This window comes from Limnobacter alexandrii (assembly GCF_005871185.1).
Classification (GTDB): domain Bacteria; phylum Pseudomonadota; class Gammaproteobacteria; order Burkholderiales; family Burkholderiaceae_B; genus Limnobacter; species Limnobacter alexandrii.
Map to the genome: position 1 here is coordinate 275376 of NZ_SWKN01000007.1, position 12584 is coordinate 287959.

Annotated in this window: 11 protein-coding genes; 4 read left to right on the forward strand and 7 right to left on the reverse strand. The window is 53.1% G+C overall.

Going from position 1 to position 12584, the window contains the following annotated elements:
- Nucleotides 1-4: 4 nt before the first annotated feature.
- A complete protein-coding gene (gene radA, locus FCS97_RS08640; RefSeq protein ID WP_138518046.1) occupies nt 5-1387 on the reverse strand; it encodes a DNA repair protein RadA in 1383 nt (460 codons plus the stop codon).
- 21 nt (nt 1388-1408) lie between these two features.
- Nucleotides 1409-2506 carry an alanine racemase gene (alr, locus tag FCS97_RS08645; RefSeq protein WP_138518047.1) on the reverse strand — a complete coding sequence of 366 codons (1098 nt, stop codon included), beginning with the start codon at nt 2504-2506 and terminating at the stop codon, nt 1409-1411.
- 159 nt (nt 2507-2665) lie between these two features.
- Here alr and lplT point away from each other — a divergent pair, with 159 nt between their 5' ends.
- Nucleotides 2666-3943 carry a lysophospholipid transporter LplT gene (lplT, locus tag FCS97_RS08650; RefSeq protein ID WP_138518048.1) on the forward strand — a complete coding sequence of 426 codons (1278 nt, stop codon included), beginning with the start codon at nt 2666-2668 and terminating at the stop codon, nt 3941-3943.
- 8 nt (nt 3944-3951) lie between these two features.
- Here the strand turns inward: lplT and FCS97_RS08655 are convergent, their stop codons facing one another.
- The 5 genes from FCS97_RS08655 to ispD are packed head-to-tail and all read right to left on the reverse strand — an operon-like array spanning nt 3952 to nt 7027.
- Complete coding sequence (locus FCS97_RS08655) at nt 3952-4659, reverse strand: uracil-DNA glycosylase (protein ID WP_138518049.1); 708 nt, start codon at nt 4657-4659, stop codon at nt 3952-3954.
- Complete coding sequence (gene rimI, locus FCS97_RS08660; RefSeq protein ID WP_138518050.1) at nt 4659-5117, reverse strand: ribosomal protein S18-alanine N-acetyltransferase; 459 nt, start codon at nt 5115-5117, stop codon at nt 4659-4661. The genes FCS97_RS08655 and rimI overlap by 1 nt, the downstream gene beginning before the upstream one ends.
- The gene (gene tsaB, locus FCS97_RS08665; RefSeq protein ID WP_138518051.1) at nt 5104-5805 is read right to left on the reverse strand and encodes a tRNA (adenosine(37)-N6)-threonylcarbamoyltransferase complex dimerization subunit type 1 TsaB; all 702 of its coding nucleotides are present in this window, start codon (nt 5803-5805) and stop codon (nt 5104-5106) included. The genes rimI and tsaB overlap by 14 nt, the downstream gene beginning before the upstream one ends.
- Nucleotides 5805-6299, reverse strand: a complete 495-nt coding sequence (gene ispF / locus FCS97_RS08670) for a 2-C-methyl-D-erythritol 2,4-cyclodiphosphate synthase (RefSeq protein WP_138518052.1) — start codon at nt 6297-6299, stop codon at nt 5805-5807. The genes tsaB and ispF overlap by 1 nt, the downstream gene beginning before the upstream one ends.
- A complete protein-coding gene (ispD, locus tag FCS97_RS08675) occupies nt 6296-7027 on the reverse strand; it encodes a 2-C-methyl-D-erythritol 4-phosphate cytidylyltransferase (protein WP_138518053.1) in 732 nt (243 codons plus the stop codon). Before ispD ends, ispF begins: the two co-directional genes overlap by 4 nt.
- A gap of 125 nt (nt 7028-7152) precedes the next feature.
- Between ispD and mfd the strand changes: the two genes are divergently transcribed.
- The 3 genes from mfd to serB are packed head-to-tail and all read left to right on the forward strand — an operon-like array spanning nt 7153 to nt 12531.
- Nucleotides 7153-10617: a transcription-repair coupling factor gene (mfd, locus tag FCS97_RS08680; protein WP_138518226.1), complete on the forward strand. Its 3465-nt coding sequence runs from the start codon at nt 7153-7155 to the stop codon at nt 10615-10617.
- Nucleotides 10618-10621: 4 nt separating this feature from the next.
- Nucleotides 10622-11662, forward strand: a complete 1041-nt coding sequence (locus tag FCS97_RS08685) for a tetratricopeptide repeat protein (RefSeq protein ID WP_138518054.1) — start codon at nt 10622-10624, stop codon at nt 11660-11662.
- Nucleotides 11659-12531 (forward strand): phosphoserine phosphatase SerB, encoded by an 873-nt coding sequence (serB, locus tag FCS97_RS08690; RefSeq protein WP_138518055.1) that lies wholly within the window; start codon nt 11659-11661, stop codon nt 12529-12531. Before FCS97_RS08685 ends, serB begins: the two co-directional genes overlap by 4 nt.
- The last annotated feature ends 53 nt before the right edge of the window (nt 12532-12584 follow it).

The window sequence follows — 12584 nt, forward strand, 5'->3', positions numbered from 1 at the left end:
TCGGTTAAAAACAATCCAGCTTGTCGCGCAGAGCAGCCAGCGCCTTCTCAACGCGGTCAACACCAATCACTTCAATGCCATCAATGGGCTGCTTGGGTGCGTTGCTGGCTGGCACGATGGCATGGGTGAATCCAAGCTTGGCGGCCTCTCGCAAACGCTCTTGCCCACGCGGCGCTGGGCGCAATTCACCCGACAATCCAATTTCACCAAACACCACCAATTCTTTCGGCAGGCGTTTGTTTCGCAGAGAGGACACCATGGCCAACACAATGGCCAAATCGGCGGCAGGTTCTGAAATTCGCACACCGCCCACGGCATTGATGAAAATGTCCTGATCAAAAAACTGCAAACCTGCGTGGCGATGCATCACCGCCAACAACATGGCAAGGCGGTTTTGCTCAAGCCCCACCGACAACCTGCGCGGTGAAGGTGAATGCGATGAATCGACCAAGGCCTGTATTTCCACCAACAGTGGCCGGGCACCTTCTTGCGTGCACATGACGCAAGAACCTGCTACCCATTCGGCCGTTTGCGACAAAAACAAGGCTGAGGGGTTGTTGACACCTTTCAGTCCGCGATCGGTCATGGCGAACACGCCCAGCTCATTAACTGCACCAAACCGGTTTTTAAAGGCGCGCACCAGGCGGAACGAGGACTGCGAGTCGCCTTCAAAATACAGCACCGTATCCACAATATGCTCCAGCACGCGAGGACCGGCCAAGGTGCCTTCTTTGGTGACGTGGCCCACCAAAATGGTGGTAATGCCCATGGCTTTTGCCAGCCGGGTAAGCTGGCTTGCGCATTCACGCACCTGGCTGACCGATCCTGGCGCGGCACTCAGTTCGCTGGTATACAGGGTTTGAATGGAGTCGATGACCAGCACTTGAGGTTTGTGTGTTTCAAGCTGGGCCACAATTTGCTCCAGCTGAATTTCAGTCAACACATTCAAATTGGTGTGTTCCAGCCCCAGGCGTTGGGCACGCAAGGCAATTTGTCCAGCCGATTCCTCGCCGCTGACATACAGGGCAGAAGTATTTTTGGCCAGAGTAACCATGGACTGCAAAAGCAAGGTAGATTTGCCAATACCCGGGTCACCGCCCAGCAATACCACCATGCCCGGCACCATGCCGCCGCCCAGCACACGGTCAAACTCGGGTACACCACTGCTGAAACGTGGATGGTCTTGTGCTTGAATCTCGGAAAGCTTGATGACACTGCTGCTTTGCGCGGCCAAGGCAGCAAACCGGCTGTGTTTAGGCGGCGCGGCAGCGCTGACTGCCGATTCAACCAGTGTGTTCCAACTGTTGCAATCGGTACATTGGCCCTGCCATTTCGCGAACACGGCACCACATTCAGTGCATTGGTATTGAGTTTTACTTTTGGCCAAAACGGCAGGTCCCTTTTACGACTAGGCTTCTAAAAATGGCACACGGGGCGCAATCGCGCACAGCAGTTCATAACCAATGGTGCCACAACGGTCAGCCACCACATCGACCGGAATGTGCTCGCCCCACAATTCAACTGCACTTCCAACATCGGCATTCGGAATGTGGCTGATATCAATCGTCATCATGTCCATCGACACGCGACCTGCCACAGGCGCAACCTGACCTTCCACATAGGTGGGCGTTCCGTCGGGTGCGTGGCGTGGGTAGCCATCGGCATATCCGCAGGCCACCACAGCGATACGCCCGCTGGCGCTGGCTTCCCACCGTGAGCCATAGCCAACCCGGTCGCCCTTCTTCACGGTCTGAACCGAAATAATCTCGCTGCTAAAAATCATCGCTGGCTTCAAGCCATAGTTGGCTGCCGCATTGGGGCCCGGGGTAGCGCCATAAATGGCAATTCCAGGGCGCGCAATATCACCCGCCAGGTCGGGAAAATTGAGGCTGCCTGCTGAATTGGCAAGACTGCTTTGCCAGTGGGCGGGCTTCAGTTCCGTCAGGGTTTGATATTGATTCTGTGCAAAAGGGGCACGAGCCCGAGGCTCAGCTTCGTCTGCATTCGCAAAATGCGTCATTAACACCGGTGTGGGCCACTGATGCTTCAGGGTGAACGCGTCCAGCCACTGAATAGCAAGCCTGGCTTGAAGCGGCTGAAACCCCAGGCGATTCATGCCGGAATTCAACTTCAAAAAAATTCGTGGCTTGTGGGCAGGTGCCAGCTGCGTAAAAGTTTCAAGATCGTTCAACTGGTTTTGATTGTGAACCACCCAGTCGCAACGCAATTCTGCGGCCTTGAGCAAGTCTGCCCGATCAAAACAACCTTCGAGCAGCACAATGGGTTTATTCCAGCCCAGGCGACGCAAACTGGCTGCGCCGTCTATCTCCAAAATGGCCAGGGCATCTGACTCTTGCAACCCCGCCATAATTCGTTCCAAACCATGCCCATAGGCGTTGGCCTTCACCACTGGCATCACCGCGACATTGCCCAGCAAGGCCCTGATTCTATTGATGTTGGCTGAAATGGCGGCAGGTTTGACCACTGCACGTATAGGTCGCGGCATGGGCTGGCAATTGATGGTTTAAGGGTTGGCTCGAACTTCGTAAAAAAGGCATTGCTTAATACGTGAAGCGTCTGGATATGATATAACGCCTCAACACCGTTGAACGAGCAGCGAAACGGCGAAATCGCACTAAATGGATTTCGCTCAATTCACAGTTGAATGAAACCCGGCTTTTACACCATCATGGCGGCGCAGTTTTTCTCGTCGCTCGCAGACAACGCACTTTTGATTGCGGCAATCGCATTGCTGTTTCAAATCCAGTCGCCTGACTGGATGACGCCATTGTTGAAGCTGTTCTTCGTGGTGTCGTATGTGCTTTTGGCACCCTTTGTTGGCGGCTTTGCAGACACCCTGCCCAAAGGCAAGGTGATGCTGATTACAAACTCCATCAAAATTGTGGGCTGCCTGATGATGTTTTTCGGCGTGCACCCACTGCTTTCCTACGCAGTGGTTGGGCTGGGTGCAGCGGCCTACTCACCCGCCAAATACGGCATCCTGACCGAATTACTACCGCACGACAGGCTTGTAGAGGCCAATGGCTGGATCGAGGGGCTCACTGTGTTGTCAATCATTTTGGGCACTGTGTTAGGCGGTGTCCTGATTGCACCGGGCACCAGCCAGTACCTTATGCAGCTGCACATTCCGGGCGTCACCGACAACATGGACACACCCGCCGAGGCCGCAATTTTTGTCATCACTTCAGGTTATTTGATTGCCGCGATTTTCAACTTCAAGATTCCCGACACAGGCGCACGTTACGAGCCCCAGCTAAACCATCCAATCATCATGACCCGCAAGTTTTTCGGCTGTGTAAAACAGTTGTGGAACGACAAGCTGGGTCAAATTTCATTGGCAGTCACCACGCTTTTTTGGGGTGCCGGCGCCACCCTTCAATTCATTGTGCTGAAATGGGCTGAAAGTGCCTTGGGCTTGCCCCTGGACAAAGGCGCGATCCTTCAAGGCGTTTGCGCATTTGGTGTGGCTGCCGGTGCAGTGGCTGCGGCCAAAATGATTCCCTTGAAAAAATCAATGCTGGTACTGCCCATGGGTATTTTGATGGGTATTGTGTGCATGACGATGGTGCTGGTCAACGACCAAGGCATGGCCTACCTGCTAATCACGGTAATTGGTGCCCTGAGCGGATTTTTCGTAGTGCCCATGAATGCCTTGCTTCAACACCGAGGCCATGTGCTGATGAGCGCTGGACGATCCATCGCCATTCAAAATTTCAATGAAAACATTTCAGTGCTGACCATGCTTGGCATTTACGCCATTTTGATCAGTTTTGATGTGCACGTGAACAACGTGATTTTGATGTTTGGCGGTTTTGTGATGGCCACCATGTTGATGGTGATTCTTTGGCATCGCCGAAACCAGCGCCTGTACAACGTAGAAGCAAGAATTGGTGAAGACCGCCCTGTGGGCGTGCCACTGTAACAAGCAAGTTACACAATACCTTGCTGTTTCAACAACAACAAATCGTCCCACACTTTTGATTTTTCCTCTGGCCTGCGCAACAGGTAGGCCGGGTGGTAAGTGACCACTGCAGGAATATCAAGGCCATCCAGAGGAACCTGGTGAACCACGCCCCGCAATTCTCCCACTGGCTTTTTGGTGTTCAACAGGGTTTGAATTGCAAAACGCCCCACCAACAACAACACTTTGGGTTGATTGGCTTTTATCTGCTGAAGCAGGTACGGCGAACACTGCTCAATTTCCGCTTGTTCGGGATTGCGATTGCCCGGTGGGTGGCACTTCACCACATTGGCTATGTAAGTGTTGCTTGTGCGGCTTGCCCCAATTGCCTTCAACATGCGGTCCAGCAACTGACCTGATTTACCCACAAATGGCAGGCCTGAAGCATCCTCCTCTACGCCCGGACCTTCACCCACCACCATCAGGGGCGCATGGGGTATGCCATCGGCAAACACGGTTTGCTTGCGTGTTTCGCACAGGCCACATTTTCTGCAAGCGGCAACCATCTCTCGCAGCGACTCCAGCGAGAGTGCGTCGGGCAAATTGGCTTCTGACGCCTCGCGATCCTCTGTTGCCACCGAGCCAGACTTTGAAAGGCTATCTTGCTCCCTCAATTCCCAAACGGGACCGATGCCCATGGCATTGAACAGATCGGCTTTGCTTCGAGTGCTTGTCATTAAAGTGAGCCTGTAAATCGTTTAAACATCACCAAGGCATCTTCGCGACCCAGTTGAGACGGGTAGTAATTCTTGCGCGCACCGATCAACTTGAACCCCTCTTTTTCGTACAAATTCTTGGCGGTTACATTACTCGGCCTGACTTCCAGCAGCATGCCGGTTGCATTGGCCAGTTTGGCCTGACCCATGCCCCACTGCAACAGGTGTTTGCCGTGCCCCAACCCTTGCAAGTCAGCACGAATGGAAATATTCAGCAGGTGGTACTCGTCCACTACATGCATCATGACAATGTAGCCGGCCAACTCCTCGTTCAGCCACATGCAATGCATGTGGTAACCCGCCCGCAAGGAATCGAGAAAATTGCGATCCGTCCAGGGAAACTCGTAAATCTGGTTCTCAACCAGAATTACGGCGGGCACATCAGCCTCTGTCATGGGTCGAATACTAAACAGCGCCATGTTTCAAAGCCAATCGTTCAGTGGTGGTTTGCGCAACCTTGTCACGCACATACAAAGGTTGGCAGTCAAACGGCGCAGCCACTCGTCCTGCCGAAAACTCTTGCCATGCCAACTGCGCCAGCCGAATTGCAGACACCTCGCCCTGTTGTACCTCAGTGCGTGAACCTTGCAGTTGGGCATACAAATGCGCATCGCACACAGCAGGTCCCTGAATATTTTGCAATTCCACCATGGCCAGCAAGTGTGGTGGCTTGATCCATTCAGTGCCCAGCCCGGTTCGCTGAATACAAGCTGCGTAAATTTCGCTCAAGCGTGCGTCCATTAAAACAGTGACCGGCTGGTCTTGCGGCTGGGCCGGCAACATGCATTCAAAACTGGTCAACGGCACAGTGGGCACCTTCCACGCCACAGCCAAGCCCTGCGCAATTCCACATGCGGTGCGCAGGCTGGTGAAGCCACCTGGCCCAATGTCAACCGCAACAGCCGCACACTGGGTTTGGCTTAAACCCGCCTGTTTAAAATGTTGCTGAATCAAGGGCAGCAGTTGCGCCGACTGGCTTTTGTAATCGGCAATGTCAAAGCTGAACAAGCAAGTAGCGAGGGAATTTGAAGCACCTGGTTCGGCTGCTGCAGCCACTTTGGCCACGCCAGAACTTGTACTGATTGCCAAAATAAACCGGGAAACCATCACTCGCCTTTCACCATCAGCACCACAGCTTGCGCCTCAATGGCTTCCTTGCGCCCCAGGTATCCCAGCTTCTCATTGGTTTTGGCTTTGATGTTCACCGCATCCAAGGGCAAGCCGCAAAGGCCGCTCAAACTGGCGTGCATGGCAACCATGTGAGGTGCAAGTTTTGGGCTTTGGCAAACCAGGGTGGAATCTACATTGATCAAAGTAAATCCTTTTTGCTTCGCTTTCTCGATGACATTTTTTAACAGCACACCGCTGTCAGCGCCCTCAAATTGTGGGTCTGTATCTGAAAAATGGGTCCCAATGTCGCCCATGGCGCAGGCCCCCAAAATTGCATCGGTAATTGCATGCAACAAAGCATCTGCATCGGAATGGCCCAGCAAGCCCAGTTCAGAAGGAATATGAAGCCCGCCCAAAACCAGCTTGCGCCCCTCAACCAGGCGATGCACATCGTAACCTTGCCCCACTCGCAGGCGGCTAATTTCAGTCATTCAGTGCACTCCTGATGTAAATCCAGCAATTTGGCCACTATTCGTAAATCTTCAGCCTGGGTAATCTTCATGTTCTCTACATGCCCCGGCACAATCAAGGGCCCAATGCCCATGGTTTCAATGGCACTTGCATCGTCGGTCAACTGGGCGCCTTTGTACAGGCACTCGGAAATCGCCATGCTCAATGCCTGCGCCCGAAACATTTGTGGGGTTTGCGCAGCCCACAATTGATCTCGGGGTATGGTGTGCAGAGCAATTACTTCGCCCTCCTCGGCCACACTGGTTTTCTTCAAGGTATCAGCCACAGGCAAGGCCAGCAACGCCCCTGCAACATGTTCACTGCCTTGGTCGATCAAGCTTTTCAACGCAGCGGCACTCAAGCCGGGGCGGGCGGCGTCGTGCACCAGTACCCAATCGGTTTCGCTGACCAAAAAATTTTGCAGCAAATGATTCAGCCCATTCAACACGCTGTTCACACGTTCCTGGCCACCCACCGGTAGGCACTGCACCTTTGGATTGCCCTGGAACAGCGCCGTGGCTGTAGTGTCGTCCCGCGCCACCACCACAAACACTTGTTCAACACGTGGATCGGCCAAAAGCGCGTGTACACTAAGTTCCAGCACTGTTTTTGTGCCCAGCATGGCGTATTGCTTGGGAGTATTTCCTCCAAAGCGACGCCCCGCACCACCCGCGGGCACCAATCCAAAATATCTGGCAGTTCTTGCCATGAAAGCCTGTTCCTATGCGGGCACTTGCCGCCGTATAATACGGGCCTTGATTCATCGACCCAAAACCCGAACTTGAAGCCCACTGGAAAACCAGCATGGTTGCAGTATCCAAGCGGGCAAACTTTATGCTGTCACATTTTACTTCTTCTTTTCAGCTAACCGGTGGCCACAGGCTCAGCTTGGCGCACCCGCCCGGCAGTGCTGACGCATTTTTGCTGGGGCAACTGTGCACACAGGCCCAACAGCAAAACAAACTTTGCCTGATCACCTGCGCCAACCCGCACGACGCGACCCGACTGCAAGAGGAAATCTCCCTGTTTGCCCCCAGCCTGAAGGTGCATTACCTGCCCGATTGGGAAACATTGCCCTATGACAGCTTGTCCGCTCACCAAGACTTGGTGTCTGAACGCCTGGCCACGCTGTATCAAACCCAACGTGGCGATCTCGATGTGCTGATCACCGCAGCCAGCACAGCCATTCAAAAACTGGCGCCACCGTCTTTTTTGGCAGGCAGCACCTTCTACTTCAAAACTGGCGACAAACTGAATGAGAAAAAGCTGCGTGAGCAATTGACCATTGCAGGCTACAGCCATGTGTCGCAAGTGATGACCCCCGGTGAATACTGCATTCGGGGCGGCATTATCGACTTGTTTGCGACTGGCACTGCTTTGCCTTTTCGCATCGATTTGTTTGATGATGAAATTGAATCCATCAAAACATTTGATGTGGACACACAACGCAGCCTTTACCCTGTACGCGAAATGCGCTTGCTGCCCGGTCGCGAATATCCAATGGATGAACAAAGCCGTGCGCAGTTTCGCAGCAAGTGGCGCGAACGCTTCGAAGGCGACCCCTCGAAAGTTGGCATTTACCGCGACATGGGCACGGGCGTGGCCAGTGCAGGTATTGAGTACTACCTGCCCCTGTTTTTCGAGAACACCGCCAGTCTGGTTGATTACCTGCCGAACAAAGAATTGGTGTTCATTCAACATGGCGATGTAGACCAAGCCTTGCAAACGTTCTGGGCAGACACACAAAGCCGGTTTGACTTTCTGTCAAAAGACATTCAACGCCCTATTCTTCGGCCTTCCGAAATTTACCTGAATGCCAATGAATTCTTCAGCAGTTTCGAGAATGCTGCGCGCGTGAATTTGTCGGCATCCAAAAACGCTTTGGTGCCTGAATACAGTGGCGCACTGCTGCCCGACTTGGCAGCAGATCGCAAAGCAGACGACCCGATTTTCAAGTTTCGAGGTCTGGTGGAACGAACAGGTGCAGGCAGCTACAAGCAAGTGATCATGGTGGCGCCCAGCGATGGCCGCCGGGAAACACTGAACCAGTATTTTCTGGAACACAAACTAAAACCACACCAAACCGAAACACTGCAAAGTGCGCTGGAAAGTGACGAGCGTTTTGTGTTGTGTACCGCCGTGCTGGATCAGGGTTTTGGTGTTCACCGCGGGTTGGAAGCACAAGTTGCATTCGTAACCGAAGCGGAATTATTCTCGCTCTCGCCACGCCGTCGCGGTGCGCGCAGGCAGCAGGAAAGGCAAAGCAACGTTGAATCCATGATTCGCGATTTGTCTGAACTGAAAATTGGCGACCCTGTGGTACACCAGCAGCATGGCATTGGGCGATACAAAGGACTGATCAGCATGGACCTTGGCGAAGGTGCCTCGGAATTTCTGCACCTTGAATATGCAAACGGTTCGAACCTGTTTGTGCCGGTTGCCCAGCTGCATGTGATTGCCCGCTACAGCGGCGCAGACCCCGAAAATGCACCCGTGCATGCTTTGGGTTCAGGCCAATGGGAAAAGGCGAAAAAGAAAGCGGCAAAAATGGTGCGCGACACCGCGGCTGAATTGCTGAATCTTTATGCCCGTCGAGCCTTGCGCAAAGGTCATGAATTCAAGCTGAGCATTGGCGACTACGAAGCCTTTGTTGAAAAATTCGGCTTCGAAGAAACCGCCGACCAAGCCGCTGCAATTCGCGCAGTAATCGCCGACATGACCTCGCCCCGCCCCATGGACCGTTTGGTGTGTGGCGACGTGGGCTTTGGCAAAACCGAAGTGGCATTGCGCGCTGCATTTGTCAGCGTAATGGATGGCAAGCAAGTGGTGCTGCTGGCCCCCACCACTTTGTTGGCCGAACAACACTTTCAAACCTTCTCTGATCGGTTTTCTGATTGGCCAGTCAAGGTGGTGGAGCTGTCACGTTTCAAGTCGCCTAAGGAAATTCGCGATGCTGTTGAATTAATCAACAGTGGTCGCGCAGACATTATTATTGGCACCCACAAAGTACTCAGCTCTGAAGTTGAGTTCTCACGCCTTGGTTTGGTGATCATTGATGAAGAACATCGATTCGGTGTACGCCAAAAAGAAGCCTTGAAAAATCTGCGCGCTGAAGTAGATGTGCTTACGCTGACAGCAACACCCATTCCACGCACACTGGCCATGAGCATGGAAGGCATTCGCGACTTCTCCGTAATCGCCACTGCTCCGCAGCGCCGCCTGTCGATTAAAACATTCGTACGCCGAGAAACTGACAGCGTCATTCGTGAAGCTGTACTTCGTGAATTGAAACGTGGCGGACAGGTCTACTACCTTCACAACGAGGTGGACACCATCGAGAATCGACGTGAAGCGCTTGAGAAAATTTTGCCTGAAGCACGCATTGGTATTGCGCATGGGCAAATGAATGAACGCGACCTTGAACGCGTGATGCGCGACTTTTATCAGCAACGTTTCAATGTGTTGTTGTGCACTACCATCATTGAAACCGGCATTGATGTACCCACAGCCAACACGATTGTCATTCACCGTGCCGACAAATTTGGTTTGGCACAATTACACCAACTGCGAGGCCGGGTTGGCAGAAGTCACCACCAGGCGTACGCCTACATGATGGTGAACAATGAAGAAGGTTTGAGTAAAAACGCCGAACGCAGGCTTGAAGCCATCACCATGATGGAAGACCTTGGCAGCGGCTTTTATTTGGCCATGCACGACCTTGAAATTCGCGGCGCCGGTGAAGTGCTGGGTGCCAACCAAAGCGGCAATGTGCACGAAGTGGGCTTCCAAATGTACACCGACATGCTGAACCATGCAGTGCGCAGTTTGCGTGCAGGCAAGGAACCCGATTTAACTGCACCACTCAACGCAACGGTAGAAATCAACCTGCACACACCCGCGCTATTGCCTGAAGATTACTGCCCAGATGTGCATGAACGCCTCACCTTATACAAGCGCCTGGCCAGCACGGAAGAAATGGACTTTATTTCAGAGGTTCAGGAAGAACTGATTGACCGCTTCGGCAAATTACCCGAGGCTGCAACAGCACTTCTGGAAACACACCGGCTACGCATTTTGGCCAAACCCCTGGGAATCGCAAAAATTGACAGCTCCACCGATGCAACTGTGGTTCAGTTTGATGCTCAACCCAACGTGGATGCCGGCAAAATCATCCTGATGATTCAGAAAGAAAAAGACATGAAACTGGCCGGTGCAGAACGTTTGCGCATCACGCGGAGTTTCCCGAAAGTCAGTGACCGTGTACAGTTTCTCAAAGGCTTGATCAAACAACTGGCTTGAATCCATGAACCACACTACTCGCAAATTCTTCACATGGTTGCACTTTCTGGGCGCGGCAATTCTTTGCGGGTTTGTTTTGAATGCAGGGGCAGCTCAAGCTGAGCCTAAACCGCAGGGCGAAGCGGGTCTTGCAGTTTACAAAGCCCTCCTGCCCAAAGCTGAGGCAGGCGATGCAGAGGTACAAACCACACTGGGCCTCATGCGCCTGCGCGGTGACGTGGTCGAGCGCGATCTGAAAGTTGCGCGCGTGTGGCTGGGCAAAGCAGCACTGCAAAACCACACACCTGCCCAATACTATCTGGGCCAGTTGTTGCTGCTTGATGTGTTTGATGCAAACCCAAGTGATTTGAACAAACAGTTGACTGAAGGCATGGGTTGGCTACGCCGCGCATCGCGAGACCAACACAACCCCTCGCAGTTGCTGTATTCGCAAACCGTGCTGGAAAGCCAACTGGAAAGCCCCTTCGGCCACAGCAAAGTTGAAGCCCAGCAACACCTGGATTCTTGTGCTGAAGTGTACTTGCCGTGCACCCAATATGCGCTGCAACGACTCGATAAGGGCGAGGAAGAAGTTTACTGCCCCAAAAGCGAACTCTGCGAACAAAAAAAACGCCTGCTTTATACCTTGGCCAATGCCAACGATGCCAATGCGCGTTATCGCTTAAGCAAATTTGAAGGCGAAGACCGCATGTTTTGGGTACGGCGGGCCGCACGCCTGAGCCACCCGAAAGCCAGCCATGAACTGGCCGAGCTTGTACTGAAAAATGAAGTACCCCTGCAGCCTGAAGACCCTGCCGTGCTAGCCTTGCTCAATACAGCAGCGCAACAAGGCTTGCCTGAATCCATGCACTTGCTTGGCAACCTGCTTTACGAAGGAACCCGATTTCCTGTCAACAGGCCCTTGGGGTTACAATGGTTAAACCTTGCGGCGCAACAGGGTCACGAACCCTCGATTGAACTCTTGGCACAAATTCAAGAGCCCGCCGGCAACATTCCCGCTAACGACAAGGTAGAATCCGCGCAACCCACGGAGAGCACACCATGAGCCGACTATTCTTTTCCTCCCAATCACTGACCACCGCGCAAGTGCACACCGCACTGGACGCACTGAGCCTCCCCACACTGGGCGTCGAAGTACTTGAGCAACAGGTTTGCATCGAAATTCCGGAAGCCTACACACTGCCCAAGGCAGCCATTTCCGAAACCCTGCACCCCCTAAGCCGCACACACCGGTTCGACTTCGCAATTCTGGAGGCTGAATTCCAAGCCAGCGAGTACAAGCTATTGGCCATGGACATGGACAGCACCTTAATTACCATTGAATGTATCGATGAAATCGCCGACTTTGCCGGCAAGAAAAAGGAAGTGTCTGAAATTACCGAAGCCGCCATGCGGGGTGAAATCAAAGACTTTTCCGAGAGCCTGAACCGCAGGGTGGCTTTGCTCAAAGGCGTGCCGGAAAGCTGCCTGCAATCGGTATTTGAAGAACGCCTGCGTTTGTCTCCTGGCGCACAAGAACTGATTGCCTATGCCAAAGCCAATAAATGGAAAACTTTGCTGGTCAGCGGTGGCTTTACTTTTTTCACCGACAAAATGAAGGAAGTATTGGGCCTGGATTACACCCGATCAAACACACTTGAAATTGTGGAAGGCCATTTGACCGGCCGCGTGTTAGGCACCATTGTCGACGCCGAGGTAAAGCGCGAGACCGTGCTTGAAACCTGTGCACTACTGGGTTGCGAACCTTCTCGCGCCATTGTGGTGGGCGACGGATCGAACGATTTGAAAATGATGGAGATTGCTGGGGCAAGCGTGGCGTTTCATGCCAAACCCGTGGTGCAGGAAAAAACTGACTTTCGTATCAACCACGGTGGGCTGGACACGATTTGTAAGTGGTTTGAAGCGAATATCTGACCAGCGAACCGAGGTTTGGGTAGAACACCCAAACCTCATCAATCTGAACTATT